The sequence below is a fragment of the Providencia sp. 21OH12SH02B-Prov genome, from assembly GCF_027362595.1.
Lineage (GTDB): Bacteria > Pseudomonadota > Gammaproteobacteria > Enterobacterales > Enterobacteriaceae > Providencia > Providencia zhejiangensis.
Genome location: NZ_CP114796.1, coordinates 3,793,866 through 3,809,961, shown reverse-complemented (window position 1 = coordinate 3,809,961; position 16,096 = coordinate 3,793,866). Strand labels below are relative to the sequence as shown.

Here is a 16,096-nt window from a genome sequence, read left to right as displayed (position 1 = left end):
TTGAGAACAATACAATAATGTGGTTACTTGTTATAACGACGCTGCTTTGGGCAGCGTCTTTTAGTCTTATCGGTGAATATCTTGCTGGTCAAGTCGATAGCTGGTTATCTGTTTTAATTCGCGTATCTTTAGCGGCGTTGGTTTTTTTGCCTTTTTTACGTTGGCGTGGCTTAGGAAAAAAAGTGATTGCCCTCTATATGACGGTTGGCGCATGTCAGCTGGGGATCATGTACTTTTTTGTTTTCCAAGCATATCGGCACCTTACCGTCGCTGAATTTTTGCTATTTACGGTCATGACGCCACTGTATGTGACGCTAGTTTATGACCTATTGGAACGTCAAAAGTTACGCATAGGCTATCTCTTCAGTTCATTGCTGGCCGTGATCGGAGCTGCAATCATTCGTTATGATCACCTGAGTGAGTCATTTTGGATTGGCTTGATCTATGTTCAACTTGCCAATATTTTCTTCGCGATAGGTCAGGTAGGTTATAAACGCTTGATGGAGGTCTATCCCATTCCTCAGCATCAGGCTTTTTCTTGGTTCTATCTCGGTGCAACGTTGGTGGCGCTAGTTGGTTGGCTCTTATTCGGTAATAAATCCATGGTTCCAACAACCCATGTGCAATGGGGCGTTCTGCTGTGGTTAGGTGTAGCAGCTTCTGGTATTGGCTATTTTATGTGGAACTATGGCGCGACCAAGGTAGACGCTGGAACCCTTGCTATCATGAATAACATGATGGTTCCAGCGGGGCTATTAGTGAATTTTGCTATCTGGCAACAACATCCGGATTGGCTGAGTTTTACCATTGGAGCGAGCCTAATTGTTGCTTCTCTGTGGGTACATAGGCGCTGGATACTTTCACCGGCTTAACATAAGACAAATTATCAACAGCGTGACTAGTCGCGGTTTTGGTAAAAGCTTCAATAGCAGGTTGGCGTTGCTCTCCTTCACGGCATGCAGCGTACAGCCTGCTCCATAATCCATTCCCTAGCGTTTTAATGCTAATCAAACCTTGTTTTTCAAAGGAATCGACAGCCCAATGTGGCAATGCTGCTATTCCCATTTTTGCCGCAACCATTTGAATCAATATCAGTGTGTTATCGACAGTTTTAACACTTGGTGAAACGCCCGCTGGTTGCAAGAAATGACGCCATACGTCAAAACGGTGACGTTGTACGGGGTAAATTAATAAAGTCTCATCGGCCAGATCATGCGGAGCAATTATTGGCTTTCTTGCCAGAGGATGATCATTAGCCACAATCAATTTCACTTCATAATCAAATAGTGGCGTGTAGTGAATTTCTTTATCCGCCAAGATATCAGACGTTAAGACGATATCCAGTTCCCGTGACAGTAATTCAGGTTGCGGGTCGAAAGTCACACCTGATTTAAAATCGACGGAAACTTGTGGCCATGTTTGCCTAAATTGTTGTAATGCAGGAGTGAGCCACTGAATACAACTATGGCATTCAATGGCGATACGTAGTGTTGAGACACCTGGCTCATTACAGACACGAATCGCATCCTTCACCATAGGCAATATTTGCTGGGCTAACTGTAATAGGACTTCCCCTTGTGGAGTAAAACGTAATGGTTGGCTTTTACGAACAAATAGCTTAAAGCCCAAACGGTGCTCTAAGTCACTAAACTGATGTGACAAAGCAGACTGAGTCTGATGCAAATAGGTTGCAGCTGCCGCCAATGAACCGTGCTGGCTGAGCGCATGCAATGTTTTTAGATGTTTTAGTTCAATCATGAGAAACCTTCAAGATGACAATGAATAATTTGCGCTTGTGCTTTATACAGTACCTGTTGATTATAGATGTGTAAACATCTAGACGGCTAAAAATTTTAAGGGGGCAATATGTCTGTTATAAATCATACACTTGGATTTCCTCGTGTCGGTCTGAAAAGAGAACTAAAACGTGCACAAGAAGATTATTGGGCAGGCAAGATTGATCAAGCCGCACTTTTAGAGACAGGACGTGAGTTACGGGCTCGTCACTGGCAACAACAAAAAGAGGCAGGAGTGAATTTATTACCTGTTGGTGATTTTGCTTGGTATGACCAAGTGCTGACAACCAGCCTATTGTTGGGCAACGTGCCACCACGTCATCAAAATGAAGATGGCTCAATTGATTTAGATACCCTGTTTAGAGTCGCACGAGGCCGTGCTCCAACAGGAAAACCAGCCGCAGCGGGAGAGATGACTAAGTGGTTTAATACCAACTATCACTACATTGTTCCCGAGTTCCAAAAAGGGCAAAAATTTAGCCTTTCATGGACGCAGCTATTTGATGAAGTTGATGAAGCATTGGCATTAGGTCATAACATTAAACCGGTTGTTATTGGCCCAATTACCTATCTATGGTTAGGTAAAGTGAAGGGTGAATCATTCGATCGTTTATCTTTGCTGAATGATTTATTGCCTGTCTATGAAGAAATTCTGACTCGTCTGGCGCAAAAAGGGATCGAGTGGGTTCAAATCGATGAGCCGGCCTTGGTTTTAGATTTACCGATAGAGTGGCAGCACGCGTATCAAACCGCCTATCAAGCCCTTACAGGTAAAACTAATTTACTGCTAACCACTTATTTTGATGGCATTAGTCATCATTTAGACCTGATTAAACAACTGCCGATTCAAGGTTTGCATGTTGATGTGGTGGCTGGACGTGATGATATTGAAAAACTGCATCAACAATTACCACAAAATTGGCTGCTATCTCTTGGGATTATCAATGGGCGCAACGTATGGAAGGCTGATTTAGGTGAAAAATTTGCACGGGTGAAACCGTTATTAGGTCAACGACCAATATGGATTGGTACATCCTGTTCATTGTTACATAGCCCAATCGATCTTAACGACGAGACTCGTTTGGACGATGAGGTGAAAAGCTGGTTTGCATTTGCCTTACAAAAATGCGGTGAATTAGCTTTATTAAGTAAAGCGTTAAATGAGCCAACAGAGGCCAATATTGCTGAGTTGGAGCAATACAGCGCCCCCATTCGTGCGCGTAAAACCTCAACACGCGTGAATAATGCAACGGTTGCACAGCGTTTGAAAGCGGTTAGAGAAGGGGATGTTGAGCGTAATAGCGCATATCCAATACGGGCACAGCGTCAGCGCACGCGTTTTAATCTACCATTGTGGCCAACAACAACGATTGGTTCGTTCCCACAAACCAGTGAAATTAGAACGCTACGCCTTGATTTCAAGAAAGGGAATGTTGACAAAACGCACTACCGTACCAATATCAGCGAGCACATTAAGCAAGCGATTAAAGAGCAAGAGCTGCTAGATATCGATGTGCTGGTGCACGGTGAAGCAGAACGTAATGACATGGTGGAATATTTCGGCGAGCATTTTGATGGTTATGTATTTACTCAAAATGGCTGGGTGCAAAGCTATGGTTCACGTTGCGTCAAACCACCAGTGATCATTGGTGATATTAGTCGTCCTGAAGCTATTACAGTTGAATGGGCGAAATATGCGCAATCCTTGACTGAAAAACCGGTCAAAGGGATGTTAACAGGGCCTGTCACGATACTGTGCTGGTCATTCCCACGTGAAGATGTGAGCCGTGAAACGATCGCGAAACAGATTGCGTTAGCGTTACGGGATGAAGTGGATGATTTACAAAAAGCAGGTATTGGCATTATTCAAATTGATGAACCTGCACTGCGTGAAGGATTACCACTGCGTAAGGATGAGTGGGCAGAGTACTTAAATTGGGCTGTTGATGCTTTCAAACTGAGTGCTGCAATAGCCGATGATGAGACACAGATCCACACTCATATGTGTTATTGCGAGTTCAATGACATCATGGAGTCGATAGCTGCACTGGATGCCGATGTTATTACGATAGAGACTTCACGTTCTGATATGGAGTTGTTAGACGCCTTTGAAGACTTTGACTACCCCAATGAAATTGGACCGGGTGTCTATGATATTCACTCACCCAACGTACCAAATGTCGATTGGATTGTGGCTCTGCTGAGAAAAGCAGCAAAACGTGTTCCGGTTGAACGTCTGTGGGTTAACCCTGACTGTGGCTTGAAAACAAGAGGCTGGCCAGAGACCCGTCAATCATTAGCTAACATGGTTGAAGCGGCGAAAAAACTGAGGAATGAATACCAAAGCTAAGGCTTTAACAATGACAAACGGTAGGTGAGACAGCGTATTCCCTACCGTTTTTCTATTTTTTGACAGTATTAACCAAACAGCTTTTCTTTTAGCATATTCATGCCGATTGCTGATAAATCAATATGTTCTGGTAAAACGCCTTCAGGAGTCGCTTGATTGACGAGTTTGGGGAGGTATTTTGCGATTAACTCGGTTGTTTCTTGTGAGTCGAAGCCTACTTGTTGAGCGAGCTGCTGGATATCTAAATTACCGAATACTTGGATTAATTGGTTGACACTAACAGGTAGGTTCTCACCATTACCGATCCATGATTGGACAATCTCACCTAAGCCTTGTTGGTTAAATTTATCGGCAACACCCGCTAACCCACCTTGTTTATCAATCCATTCAATAACAGATTGAAACTGGCTCATTTTATCACCGGCAACCATGGTGATCAGTTGATCGAACAAACCCATCTAATGCTCCTCATCGTTTATCAAGTTGTAGACTCCAACTGCCTATGGTTAGCTTTGGAATACCACTAAAAAATTAAGTCGTCGGCTATTTTGGTCAATTTCAGCAAAGCGTCAATCAAAAATGATGCGATATCTACTTAACTGAATGGAAAAGATGACAAATTTTCTTTTTTTATTCTTGAACTGTGTAAAACATACTCATATCACATTTTTTATCACATTATGCTGTGAATGGTTTTGTGAATTACCAAAAAATATAAAACATTAAAAATCAATTGCATAAAATTTATTTGTTGGTTTTTTATCTTGTTCGTAATGTGATGTTCATCATGTGTTTGTGAATTTTGTTATGTGAGAATTCACATCAATAACAAAGATTAACAACATCAGGGGTTGTTATGGGAAATATCGTTAAGAATGTCGGTGTTATTGGTCTCGGTTCTATGGGTATGGGGATCGCACAATCCCTTATAAAAAATAATATTCCTACCTATGGCTTTGACCTTAGCCCAAATGCATGCCAAACCTTAAAACAGGCTGGCGCTGTTGCGGTGGGGCAAAACGCTGCTGAATATGCTCAAGACTTACAGGCTTTACTTTTAGTGGTCGTTAATGGTCGCCAAGTTGAAGCTATTCTATTTGAAGGGGATAAACCTCTCGTAGAACAGTTACATCCAGGCACAATTATTGTGTTGCATAGTACGTTAGCGGCTGAGCAAACCAAGCGCATCGCTAAGCGTTTAGAACAATATCAATTACCACTAATGGATGCCCCTATTTCTGGGGGGGCGCTGAAAGCGGCGGAAGGTAAGTTAACGGTGATGGCGTCAGGCGCACCAGCATTATTTGAGCAACTTAACGCTATTTTTGCGGCGATATCTGAGCGCTTATACCGCGTTGGTGATGAAGTCGGTCTAGGGTCAACGGTGAAAACAATCCACCAACTGCTGGCTGGCGTACACATTGCTGTTGCTGCGGAAAGTATGGCGTTAGCCGCTAAAGCAGGTATCGATTTGAATATGATGTACGACATCGTCACCCATGCTGCGGGTAATTCTTGGATGTTTGAAAACCGTATGCAGCATGTTCTTGATGGTGATTATACGCCAAAATCGTCTGTGGATATTTTTGTTAAAGACTTAGGTTTAGTCATGGAAACGGGAAAAGCACTTAATTTCCCATTGCCTATTGCCGCAACTGCTCATCAGATGTTTATTTCTGCAAGTCATGAAGGCTTTGGCCATCAAGATGACAGTGCGGTGATCAAAACTTTCAAAGGAATTGCTTTACCGGAGAAAAAAGTATGACAGTGAAATTAGGTGTGATCGCCGATGATTTTACCGGTGCAACCGACATTGCAGGATTTATGGTACAGAACGGCTGGCGTGTCGTTCAACTATTGAATGAACCGGATGAAAATACGGCTGTGCCACAAGATGTTGATGCGATTGTTATCAGCCTAAAAAGCCGTTCTTGTCCTGTCGACACCGCAATCAATGCATCCTTAAATGCCTGCCGTTGGTTAAAGCAGCAAGCTCACTGCCAACAGATTTTCTTTAAATATTGCTCCACTTTTGATTCTACAGAAAAAGGCAATATTGGACCGGTTACTGACGCATTGATGCAACAGCTTGATACGCAAGTCGCATTGATTTGTCCTGCCTTGCCAATAAACGGCAGAACCGTTGTTCATGGTCATTTATTTGTAAATGGCCAATTACTCAATGAAAGTGGCATGCAGCATCACCCAGTGACACCAATGACAGATGCTAACTTGCTCAGAGTCATGGAAAAACAGTCTGAAGGTAAAGCCGGGTTAATTCCATTGCCTGATATTCAGCAAGGTGACGCGCTGATCAAGCAACGCCTAGCGACTTTAGCAGAGCAAGGGGCAAGCTATATCGTTGTTGATTCATTAACAATGAATGATTTATTGCCTATCGCAAAAGCCGTGAAAGAGATGCCTTTGCTAACGGGTGGCTCAGGTCTTGGCGCTGCGTTAGCAAATGTGGATACGGGTTGTGAATGGGGCGCGGGTGGCAGCCGTGGTGAAATACCTGCAAGCCAAGGCCGTAAAACCATTATTTTATCCGGTAGCTGCTCAGTGATGACGAATAAACAAGTTCAAAGCTACCAGCAAATCGCGCCTGCAAAAGTTGTTGATGTGGGCGAGTGTATTGCTAACCCAGAATATGCACAGCAATTAGCGAATTGGGTTCAAGAACAAAAAATCACTGGTTTAGCCCCTTTACTCTATGCGACTCAACCACCTGAAATTCTGAAAAAAATTCAGGAAAATTATGGGGCAGAAGTGGCGAGTAGTGCAGTCGAAAACGTGTTTGGTGAAGTGGTAAAACTTCTTCAAGCGCAAGGTTATAACACTTTTATTATTGCGGGTGGCGAAACATCCGGCAAGGTCGTTCAAAGCCTAGGAACAGAGCAGCTTAGCATTGGTGCGCCAATCGCACCTGGGGTTCCATGGGTTCAGGATTTAACAAGCGGACACTGGTTGGCACTCAAATCGGGTAATTTCGGCCAAGAGAATTTCTTCCAGTACGCACAGGAGATGTTTAATGAGTGAAGAACAGGCACTACGCCAAGAACTGGCTGATTGGGCTAAATCGATGTTTAACCGCGGCTATAGCAGTGGTGGAGCCGGAAACATCAGTGCCAAACTTCCCGATGGGAACATTATTGTTACCCCAACCAATTCAAGCTTTGGTGATTTAGATCCAGAAAGATTGAGTAAGTTGGATGCAGAAGGTAACTGGATCGATGGAGATAAGCCAACGAAAGAAGTTTCTATGCACATGGCGATGTATCGACAGCGTCCAGACTGCCAAGCCGTGGTGCACTTACATTCGCCTTGGCTAACAGCGTTATCGTGTTTAGCGGGACTTGATAGCAGCAACTGCTTACCCCCGATCACGCCTTATTATGTGATGCGAGTTGGCAAACTACCCTTGATTCAATATTTACCACCGGGGGATGACCGTATTGGTGAAGAGATTGAAAAGTTAGCACCAAACCACAATGCGGTATTGCTATCGAATCATGGGCCTGTTGTTGGCGGTAAAACATTAAGACAAGCCTTCTTCAATGCGGAAGAACTGGAAGATACGGCTCGTTTGTATATCACGCTACGTCAGCAAGGCTTTACAACACTCACTGAAGAGCAGGTTAACGAGCTAGAAAGCCGTTATCCAAAGAAATGAGGCACTAGACATGGCTAAATTTGCAGCAAATCTCAGTATGATGTTTAACGAGGTTCCTTTTATCCAACGTTTTGAGCGTGCCGCACAGGCAGGTTTTACTGGCGTTGAATATCTGTTTCCTTACGAAGAGCAGCCAGAAGCTATCGCGGAAGAGCTGAAGAAACATGGATTAACACAAGCACTGTTCAATATGCCTGCGGGGGATTGGGCTGCTGGTGAGCGCGGAATGGCATCGATACCAGGTCGTGAAGATGAATTTGCAAAAGGCGTTCATACGGCATTGCACTATGCTAAGGCATTAGGATGTCAACAAGTGCATGCGATGGCCGGCAAAGTCGATGCCCGCTTTACGCCTGAGCAACAGCGAGCCTGCTTTATCAAGAATATCCAATATGCAGCGGATGTGATGGCAGAACATGGTATTCGCGTCTTAATTGAACCGATTAATACGCGTGATATGCCTGGCTACTTCTTAACGACACAGAAGCAAGCTGAAGCCTTACTCCCTGAAATTGCTCGTGAAAACGTCTTTATTCAGTTGGATCTTTATCACTGCCAAATCATGGAAGGTGATTTATTGAAAACAATTGAGCGTTTATGGGGTAAATTTAGTCATATTCAGATAGCTTCAGTGCCTTATCGTCACGAACCTGATAGCGGTGAAGTCAACTACCCATGGATTTTCGAGCAACTCGACAAAATGGGTTATCAAGGTTGGCTGGGATGTGAATATCATCCTGCGGGCCGCACAGAAGACGGTTTAGGGTGGCTGAAACAAGCACAGTCATAAACAGGAGAACCTATGATCCCTTCAGAGCGTCGTGATTTTATTTACCGTTACGTTCATGAATACCAAACCGTTTCGATCAACGATTTGGTTGAACTGATGAATGTGTCACATATGACGGTAAGACGTGATATTCGCATGCTCGAAGAAGAAGGGAAGGTGGTCGCAATCAGCGGTGGTGTTCGTTTAAACGATGCGTTACGCCAAGAGTTACCTTGGAGTGAAAAAGCGCGTCTACACCATCGCAGTAAACGTGAGATAGGTAAATTTGCCTCATCGCTCGTTGAAGACGGGCAAGTGGTGTATCTCGATGCGGGAACGACCACATTTGAAATCGCTCGTGTGTTAGGTGAACGGTTTAATTTAACAATTGTGACTAACGATTTTTCGATCATGCAGTATTTGATGAATAAATCGCAACTCAATCTCTATCACACGGGAGGGCAAGTCGATAAACGCAATCATTCGTGTGTTGGTAATACCGCAGCGATGATGCTGAAAACGTTAAATGTTGATGTGGCATTTATTAGTACAAGCTCTTGGGATTTACTACATGGTGTCTCTACGCCCCATGAAGAAAAAGTGCAGATAAAACAAACACTACTAGATGTTGCTCGGCGCTGTGTGCTGGTTTCTGACAGTAGTAAATTTGGCAAATACGGTATGTTTCGTGTTTGTCCACTCAATCAATTGCATGACATCATTTGCGACGATCAACTACCAAACGATGCTGTGCAGCGGATAACAGAACAAAATATAAAACTTCATTTAATAAAGACATAAATAAATCTTACCTAATGATAAATAGCCAGAAATAGGCTATTTCAAGGAGAATAACAATGAAAGTTATCATCACTGGCGGCGCTGGCTTTTTAGGTCAGCAGCTAGCCGCTGCTTTACTTAAAAATAGCCAGGGTTTTCAATTTGACCAACTCGTTCTAGCGGACATTCAGTGCCCTACATCCCCAATTGAAGATGCTAGAGTGAGCTGTGTGGCAACGGATTTAACTCAAGCAGGTGCTGCTGATCAACTGATTGATGCACAAACCGATGTGGTTTACCACCTCGCTGCAATTGTGAGTAGCCATGCTGAAAGTGATTTCGATTTAGGCATGAAAGTGAATTTCGAAGCAACACGTCAGTTGTTAGAAGTGGCTCGTGCTAAAAATCCGGCCATGAAGTTTATCTTTACCAGTTCTTTAGCCGTATTTGGTGGTGAGCTGCCAGATGTGATCACCGACCTATGTGTTGTGAATCCGCAATCTTCATATGGCGCTCAAAAAGCCATGTGTGAGTTGATGGTTAACGACTACTCACGTAAAGGTTATGTTGACGGACGTGTGTTACGTCTACCGACCATCAGTGTTCGCCCAGGAGTGCCTAACAAGGCTGCTTCATCATTTGCCAGTGGGATCATTCGTGAGCCATTAAATGGTATTGAAAGTGTTTGCCCAGTTTCACCTGAACTTGCTTTGTGGCTGTCTAGCCCAGAAACCGTGGTGAGCAATTTCATCCATGCTGCAACTATTTCAGCAGAGAAATTTGGCCTTTCTCGTACCGTTAACTTACCGGGAATTACCGTAACGGTTCAAGGAATGATTGATGCGCTACGCGATGTCGCTGGTCAAGACGCTGTTGACCTTATTCGTTTCGAACCTGATGAAGCCATTAACCGTATCGTCGCGAGTTGGCCGGGCAAATTTGATATTAGCCGTGCGTTAGGCCTTGGCTTCCGTGCAGATGGTTCATTTGCTGATGCGATCCGTTCGTTCATCACTCACCACGGCTCACAGCAATAGGGGATAAGCGATGTCCTATATTCCTATTATTGGCCTCGCAGTGGCCATATTTGTCCTGATCTTCTTGGTATTACGAACGCGTATTCATGCGTTACTTGCCATGTTGATTGCGGCTGCAATCGCCGGTATTTCTGGTGGATTAACAGCGGCCGAAACAGTGACTGTCATTACAAAAGGTTTTGGTAGTACACTCGGTGGCATCGGTATTGTTATCGGTCTCGGGGTAATGATGGGAAGGGTGCTAGAAGTTTCTGGTGCTGCTGAACAGATAGCTTATAGTTTTATTCGTTGGTTAGGAAAAAAGCGTGAAGAATGGGCGCTGGCTATTACAGGTTATATCGTCAGTATCCCTATTTTTGTTGATTCGGCATTCGTTATTCTTTATCCGTTGGCGAAAGCGTTAGCAAAGAACGGTAAGCGCAGTTTGTTAACCCTAGGTGTTGCATTAGCGGGTGGTCTGGTGGTCACACACCATACTGTACCGCCAACGCCAGGTCCTTTGGGGGTTGCAGGCATTTTTGGTGTTGATATTGGTGCCATGATATTAACGGGGATGACCCTTGCGGTGCCTTGCGTGATTGGTATTGTTTTTTACGCAAAATGGCTAGCGGTTAAATACCCTGAGTTCATGCCTGATGACAGCAACAATGCCGATTTAAAAGAAATCCACGATCGTTATATGGAAGAAAAGGCAAATAAACCGTTACCAAGCCTGTTCTTATCTGTATTGCCTATCGTCACGCCGATCTTGCTGATTTTTATTAACGCAGTTAATGGGTTATTGCTGAAAACTGACACTTTCCAAGGTATGGATGATAATTGGTACTTCCAAACCTTCCAATTCCTTGGGGCACCTATAATCGCTTTATCGATCAGTGTGTTAATCTCGGTTTATACATTGATGCCAAAAGCGACAAAGGAAGAAGTCATCGACCGTATGGAAGAAGGCTTACAGTCAGCGGGTATCATTTTATTGGTAACAGGTGCTGGCGGTGCATTAGGCGCAGTGCTACGTGATAGTGGGACGGGGAATATTTTAGCCGAGCATGTGGCGAGCTTACCGATCACGCCTGTGCTCATCCCATTTATTATCGCAACCTTAGTACGTTTAATTCAGGGCTCAGGCACCGTCGCGATGATCACGGCAGCTTCAATATCTGCGCCAATCATTAGCCAAATTCCGGATATTAATCTACTTGTCGCTGCTCAAGCAGCAACTATGGGGTCATTATTCTTCGGATATTTTAACGACAGCCTTTACTGGGTTGTGAATAGAATGATGGGTATTAAGGACGTTAAACAGCAGATGATGGTCTGGTCTATCCCAACAACGATAGCTTGGGCAATCGGTCTGGTGGGCGTTCTAATCCTTGATGTAGTTCTCTGATAGCCAACGCTCTTTTATTCTGCCAATAATTCAAAGCGCCATTCAAATCATGAATGGCGCTTTTTTATTCTCGAGCGGGGGCAATGAAGATATCTTGTGCTAAGGCATGTCCACCTTCAATATCAACCAAGGCGTCACGCAAAATATGCGATGAATCAGCCTTGGATTAGCATTTATAGGTATAAATAGGGGCTTTGCTGTATATCATTAACAACAATCAATACTTCTCATCATAGCTAATCAAATTTTATAAGTGTTGTTTCAGTGCTCCTCTCGGTATCGTCTATACTGATCGGATACTTAGGTCTACCCGCTTGTTTTGTGTGACTTGAATCACTTTATTTTGCAACATAAACATATCGATTTTCATTAAAGGTGATTAATGTCACTAAACTGTTTGGGGTTTACCGCTATATTACTCTTAACGTATAAATTCAATGATGCCATTGTGTAAAGGAGTTTGATATGTCTGACGTATTCCACTTAGGCTTAAAAAAGAGTGACTTGCAGGGTGCTACTGTTGCTATTGTTCCCGGTGACCCGAATCGCGTTGAGAAAATCGCACGTTTGATGGATAACCCAGTACATCTCGCTTCTCTGCGTGAGTTCACCTCTTGGCGTGGTGAGCTTGATGGTAAAGCCGTGATTGTGTGTTCTACAGGTATCGGTGGTCCTTCTACCTCGATTGCTGTAGAAGAATTAGCACAGTTAGGGATCCGTACTTTCTTACGTATTGGTACAACAGGTGCTATCCAAGAAAACATCAATGTAGGTGATGTTTTGGTGACGACAGGCGCGGTAAGACTGGATGGCGCGAGCCAGCACTTTGCACCTCTTGAATACCCTGCGGTTGCTGACTTTACATGTACAAATGCTCTCTATGATGCAGCAAAAGAAGCGGGGGCGACCGTCCATGTGGGGGTGACGGCTTCCTCTGATACCTTCTATCCAGGACAAGAACGCTACGATACCTATACAGGCCGTGTGATGCGCCATTTCAGAGGTTCAATGAAAGAATGGCAAGATATGGGTGTCATGAATTATGAAATGGAATCTGCAACATTATTGACTATGTGTTCAAGCCAAGGTTTACGGGCTGGTATGGTCGCTGGTGTGATTGTTAACCGTACCCAACAAGAAATCCCTAATGAAGCCTTGCTGAAGAAAACAGAAGGTAATGTGTTGAGTATTGTGGTTGAGGCTGCTCGCCGCCTACTTTAATTGCGTCATTACTGGCTCGTTTACTTACGCTTTCACTCGGTTGTGAATAAACAGTAGACGAGCCCAGTTCACTTTCTCTCTTGGTTTATTTTCATCTTTATCGCTCATTTTATTAATGCCTGCTTAATTGCAGGTATTTTTTCTGATTTTTTTCGAGGCATAATCTGTTATGGTTTTGAGAACAATCAACATTATAGGTAAGAAGATGATGACCAAAACACCTTATTTGCACCCTTCAGTATTGCCTCTTAAAGGCGGCGTTAATTTCCGTGACCTTGGTGGGAAAAAATTAGCGAATGGTAATAAAATTAAGTCAGGTTTATTGTTTCGCTCAGGGGCTCTCAACCATTTAACTGAAGAGGATTTGATCATTTTACAAGATCAAAATCTCTATCAGATATTAGATTATCGCGATGTTGCTGAAATTAAATCAAAACCAGATATTGTTTGGGATGGCGCTCATTATGTTAATGCACCTGCAAACCCTATGGCTAAAGAGGTGAGTGCTGATCTTGATAAATTAACCCCTGAACTCCTTGAAAAATTTGATCCTAAAATTTTCATGAACCGTCTTTACGAACTGCTGCCGCTAAATAATCCAGCTTATTATCAACTGGTGAATATGCTAAAGCAGCCAGAAAAAGGTGGTATCGTTCAGCACTGTGCCGTTGGTAAAGATCGTACCGGCGTTGGTTCAGCTTTAGTACTATTTGCACTTGGCGCTGACTTAGATACCGTCATGGAAGATTACTTGCTAACAAACGAAACGTTGGCCCCATATCGCAAGCATTTACTGGAAGAACACGCCCAGAGAATGAGCGAAAGCGCAGTGAAGAAGTTTGAATATGTCTATTCAGTACGCGAAGAGTTTTTACTGACAGCGATAAATAGTATAAATAATCATTATGGCAGCATTGATAAGTGGTTAGAGACGGATTTTGGTTTGGATAAGTCTGGTCGCAGCGTGCTGCAAAGCTATTTTATCGAATAGTTAGTTTAATATTGGTTTATTACATATTCGTTAATGTACTCACCAAGTTATCATTAAGGGAGAAATGACGGTGACACTAAATGAAATAGTCCATGCGGTGACTGAGTTTACCCGTGAACATGAAATATGGGCACTACCAATCATTTTCTTTCTCGCTTTTGGTGAATCTTTAGCATTTTTATCCTTACTGTTACCTGCGACCGTCATTTTACTTGGCTTAGGGGCTTTAATCGGAGAAAGCGGTATCACATTTTGGCCTGTATGGCTTGCCGCGACATTAGGCGCGTTTTTTGGTGATTGGCTTTCTTACTGGTTTGGTTTTCACTACAAAGACAATGTTCGTAAAATGTGGCCTATTTCTCGTAAACCACAGATGATAGATCGCGGGCAGCACTTCTTTAATCGTTGGGGGATCTGGAGCGTATTTTTAGGACGTTTCTTTGGACCATTTAGAGCCGTAGTGCCTTTAGTTGCAGGCATCTGTAAAATGCCGAAACGTTACTTTCAGGTCGCGAATATTGTTTCTGCGATGATATGGGCATTCGGTATATTAGCGCCAGGCGCTTTTGGCCTACGTTGGTTGGCTCATTGGATGGGATAAGCTGCGAAGCTGTTCGCAATTTATGGCTTACTTCAAATTACTTCTGGACAGATATACAGTATCCGATTACTTTACATTGGATCACGTAATGTAAGGATTTAACAGTGGATACCTCTCTACTATATGGGGTTATTGGTGCCCTCGGTGGTATTTTAATTGGCGGTTTGGCTGTCTGGTTTTCTATTGCACAAAAATTGAGCCAAAAAGAACAAGAACTCCAACAAGTTAACCGTCAGCTTGCGGCAAGCGATGAAAAAAACATCCATCTTTCTGAATGGAAAATGGAGTATGAGCGTCTTGATCAAGAGCTGCGTACATTGCGAGACATTAACCGTGAGCAGGAAGCTGAACTACGGGAAATCACCACACGTTTTGAACAAAATCAATTAGCTAACGAAGAAAAACAAAGGCTATTGCAAAATAGTGAGCAGCGGCTGACCACACAATTTGAAAATTTGGCAAACCGTATTTTCGAACAAAGTGAACGACGAGTGTCAGAGCAGCAACAGAAAAGCTTAATCGCCATGCTGTCACCATTTCGTGAGCAACTTGAAGGTTTCCGCCAGCAAGTTCAACAAAGTTTTGGGGAAGAGGCTAAAGAACGGCACACCTTGGCTTATGAAATTCGTCAATTACAACAGTTAAACAATCAAATGACGAAAGAAGCCGTTAATTTAACGCGTGCTCTCAAAGGTGATAATAAAATTCAAGGGAATTGGGGAGAAACGATTTTGACTCGTATCCTTGAAGCTTCTGGCTTACGTCAAGGTAGTGAGTTTGAGACACAGGTGAGTATAAACACAAGCTACAATAGCCGTTATCAACCCGATGTGATTATTCGCCTACCTGAAGGCAAGGACGTCATTGTTGATGCTAAAATGTCATTAGTCGCCTATGAAAACTATTTCAATAGTGAAGATCCTGAAGAACAAGCCTATGCACTCAAAAATCATGTCGCTTCAATTCGTAATCATATGCGTGGTTTAAGCCGTAAAGATTATCACCAATTACCAGGAATACGCTCCCTTGATTATGTCTTGATGTTCATTCCGATTGAACCTGCGTATTTGTTAGCTTTAAAAGAATCGCCTGAGTTACTTGATGAAGGGATAAAACAGAATATCATGTTAGTGTGTCCTTCTACCTTATTGGTTGCAGTGAGAACAATCAATAACTTATGGCGGTACGAACGACAAGGACAAAATGCGCAAGAAATTGCGACAAAAGCAGCGAAAATGTATGATAAGTTGCGCCTTTTTGTCGAGGATATGCAGCTTTTAGGCGCCAGCTTAGATAAAGCAGATCAGGCTTACCAATCAGCAATGAAAAGGCTAGCAGAAGGCCGAGGAAATTTGATTAGCCAAGCAGAAAGCTTTAAAGAAATGGGAGTAGAGGTAAAGCAGCCAATCTCCGCTCAATTAGTTGAAAAGTCAGATAAGCCATATTGTGCGGAATCTTAGACTTCTTGATAGGGTTTTACCTCAAAGGCTG

General features: G+C 43.3%; 15 protein-coding genes. 13 read left to right on the top strand and 2 right to left on the bottom strand.

Going from position 1 to position 16,096, the window contains the following annotated elements; translation table 11 throughout:
* Positions 1-17 precede the first annotated feature (17 nt).
* A complete protein-coding gene (locus O7C57_RS17610) occupies positions 18-872 on the top strand; it encodes a carboxylate/amino acid/amine transporter (protein ID WP_269723385.1) in 855 nt (284 codons plus the stop codon).
* Here the strand turns inward: O7C57_RS17610 and metR are convergent.
* Positions 802-1,758, bottom strand: a complete 957-nt coding sequence (gene metR, locus O7C57_RS17605; RefSeq protein ID WP_154624655.1) for an HTH-type transcriptional regulator MetR — start codon at positions 1,756-1,758, stop codon at positions 802-804. The two genes, O7C57_RS17610 and metR, sit on opposite strands and share 71 nt — an antisense overlap.
* Positions 1,759-1,866: 108 nt before the next feature.
* On the opposite strand from metR, the gene metE reads away from it, so the two are divergent.
* Positions 1,867-4,146, top strand: coding sequence for a 5-methyltetrahydropteroyltriglutamate--homocysteine S-methyltransferase (metE, locus tag O7C57_RS17600; protein ID WP_163860637.1), 2,280 nt, complete (start codon positions 1,867-1,869; stop codon positions 4,144-4,146).
* Between the two features lie 68 nt (positions 4,147-4,214).
* Here the strand turns inward: metE and O7C57_RS17595 are convergent, their stop codons facing one another.
* The gene (locus O7C57_RS17595) at positions 4,215-4,604 is read right to left on the bottom strand and encodes a YidB family protein (RefSeq protein WP_163860638.1); all 390 of its coding nucleotides are present in this window, start codon (positions 4,602-4,604) and stop codon (positions 4,215-4,217) included.
* Positions 4,605-5,002: 398 nt separating this feature from the next.
* Here O7C57_RS17595 and ltnD point away from each other — a divergent pair, with 398 nt between their 5' ends.
* From ltnD to rmuC, 11 genes are all read left to right on the top strand, one after another.
* Positions 5,003-5,911, top strand: a complete 909-nt coding sequence (gene ltnD / locus O7C57_RS17590; RefSeq protein WP_154624658.1) for an L-threonate dehydrogenase — start codon at positions 5,003-5,005, stop codon at positions 5,909-5,911.
* Complete coding sequence (gene otnK, locus O7C57_RS17585; RefSeq protein WP_251465029.1) at positions 5,908-7,185, top strand: 3-oxo-tetronate kinase; 1,278 nt, start codon at positions 5,908-5,910, stop codon at positions 7,183-7,185. The genes ltnD and otnK overlap by 4 nt, the downstream gene beginning before the upstream one ends.
* Complete coding sequence (locus O7C57_RS17580) at positions 7,178-7,819, top strand: aldolase (RefSeq protein WP_154624660.1); 642 nt, start codon at positions 7,178-7,180, stop codon at positions 7,817-7,819. Before otnK ends, O7C57_RS17580 begins: the two co-directional genes overlap by 8 nt.
* A gap of 10 nt (positions 7,820-7,829) precedes the next feature.
* The gene (otnI, locus tag O7C57_RS17575) at positions 7,830-8,609 is read left to right on the top strand and encodes a 2-oxo-tetronate isomerase (RefSeq protein ID WP_163860640.1); all 780 of its coding nucleotides are present in this window, start codon (positions 7,830-7,832) and stop codon (positions 8,607-8,609) included.
* A gap of 12 nt (positions 8,610-8,621) precedes the next feature.
* A complete protein-coding gene (locus O7C57_RS17570) occupies positions 8,622-9,389 on the top strand; it encodes a DeoR/GlpR family DNA-binding transcription regulator (protein ID WP_004924695.1) in 768 nt (255 codons plus the stop codon).
* Positions 9,390-9,445: 56 nt separating this feature from the next.
* Entirely contained in the window at positions 9,446-10,405 is a 960-nt protein-coding gene (denD, locus tag O7C57_RS17565; RefSeq protein ID WP_163860641.1) for a D-erythronate dehydrogenase, read from the top strand.
* Between the two features lie 10 nt (positions 10,406-10,415).
* Positions 10,416-11,792 (top strand): GntP family permease, encoded by a 1,377-nt coding sequence (locus O7C57_RS17560; RefSeq protein WP_154624663.1) that lies wholly within the window; start codon positions 10,416-10,418, stop codon positions 11,790-11,792.
* Positions 11,793-12,257: 465 nt separating this feature from the next.
* Entirely contained in the window at positions 12,258-13,013 is a 756-nt protein-coding gene (gene udp, locus O7C57_RS17555; protein WP_163860643.1) for a uridine phosphorylase, read from the top strand.
* 208 nt (positions 13,014-13,221) lie between these two features.
* Positions 13,222-14,004 (top strand): tyrosine-protein phosphatase, encoded by a 783-nt coding sequence (locus tag O7C57_RS17550; protein WP_269724001.1) that lies wholly within the window; start codon positions 13,222-13,224, stop codon positions 14,002-14,004.
* Positions 14,005-14,074: 70 nt separating this feature from the next.
* The gene (locus tag O7C57_RS17545) at positions 14,075-14,605 is read left to right on the top strand and encodes a DedA family protein (protein WP_163860644.1); all 531 of its coding nucleotides are present in this window, start codon (positions 14,075-14,077) and stop codon (positions 14,603-14,605) included.
* Between the two features lie 104 nt (positions 14,606-14,709).
* The gene (gene rmuC / locus O7C57_RS17540) at positions 14,710-16,065 is read left to right on the top strand and encodes a DNA recombination protein RmuC (RefSeq protein ID WP_163860645.1); all 1,356 of its coding nucleotides are present in this window, start codon (positions 14,710-14,712) and stop codon (positions 16,063-16,065) included.
* Positions 16,066-16,096 lie beyond the last annotated feature (31 nt).

What these genes read in the sequence shown, in the direction of transcription:
- O7C57_RS17580 (WP_154624660.1), top strand. Translation starts at nt 7,178, where the DNA reads ATGAGTGAAGAACAGGCACTACGCCAAGAACTGGCTGATTGGGCTAAA.
- ltnD (WP_154624658.1), top strand. Translation starts at nt 5,003, where the DNA reads ATGGGAAATATCGTTAAGAATGTCGGTGTTATTGGTCTCGGTTCTATG.
- O7C57_RS17595 (WP_163860638.1), bottom strand. Translation starts at nt 4,604, where the DNA reads ATGGGTTTGTTCGATCAACTGATCACCATGGTTGCCGGTGATAAAATG.
- denD (WP_163860641.1), top strand. Translation starts at nt 9,446, where the DNA reads ATGAAAGTTATCATCACTGGCGGCGCTGGCTTTTTAGGTCAGCAGCTA.
- metR (WP_154624655.1), bottom strand. Translation starts at nt 1,758, where the DNA reads ATGATTGAACTAAAACATCTAAAAACATTGCATGCGCTCAGCCAGCAC.
- O7C57_RS17560 (WP_154624663.1), top strand. Translation starts at nt 10,416, where the DNA reads ATGTCCTATATTCCTATTATTGGCCTCGCAGTGGCCATATTTGTCCTG.
- O7C57_RS17550 (WP_269724001.1), top strand. Translation starts at nt 13,222, where the DNA reads ATGACCAAAACACCTTATTTGCACCCTTCAGTATTGCCTCTTAAAGGC.
- metE (WP_163860637.1), top strand. Translation starts at nt 1,867, where the DNA reads ATGTCTGTTATAAATCATACACTTGGATTTCCTCGTGTCGGTCTGAAA.
- otnK (WP_251465029.1), top strand. Translation starts at nt 5,908, where the DNA reads ATGACAGTGAAATTAGGTGTGATCGCCGATGATTTTACCGGTGCAACC.
- O7C57_RS17610 (WP_269723385.1), top strand. Translation starts at nt 18, where the DNA reads ATGTGGTTACTTGTTATAACGACGCTGCTTTGGGCAGCGTCTTTTAGT.
- udp (WP_163860643.1), top strand. Translation starts at nt 12,258, where the DNA reads ATGTCTGACGTATTCCACTTAGGCTTAAAAAAGAGTGACTTGCAGGGT.
- otnI (WP_163860640.1), top strand. Translation starts at nt 7,830, where the DNA reads ATGGCTAAATTTGCAGCAAATCTCAGTATGATGTTTAACGAGGTTCCT.
- O7C57_RS17570 (WP_004924695.1), top strand. Translation starts at nt 8,622, where the DNA reads ATGATCCCTTCAGAGCGTCGTGATTTTATTTACCGTTACGTTCATGAA.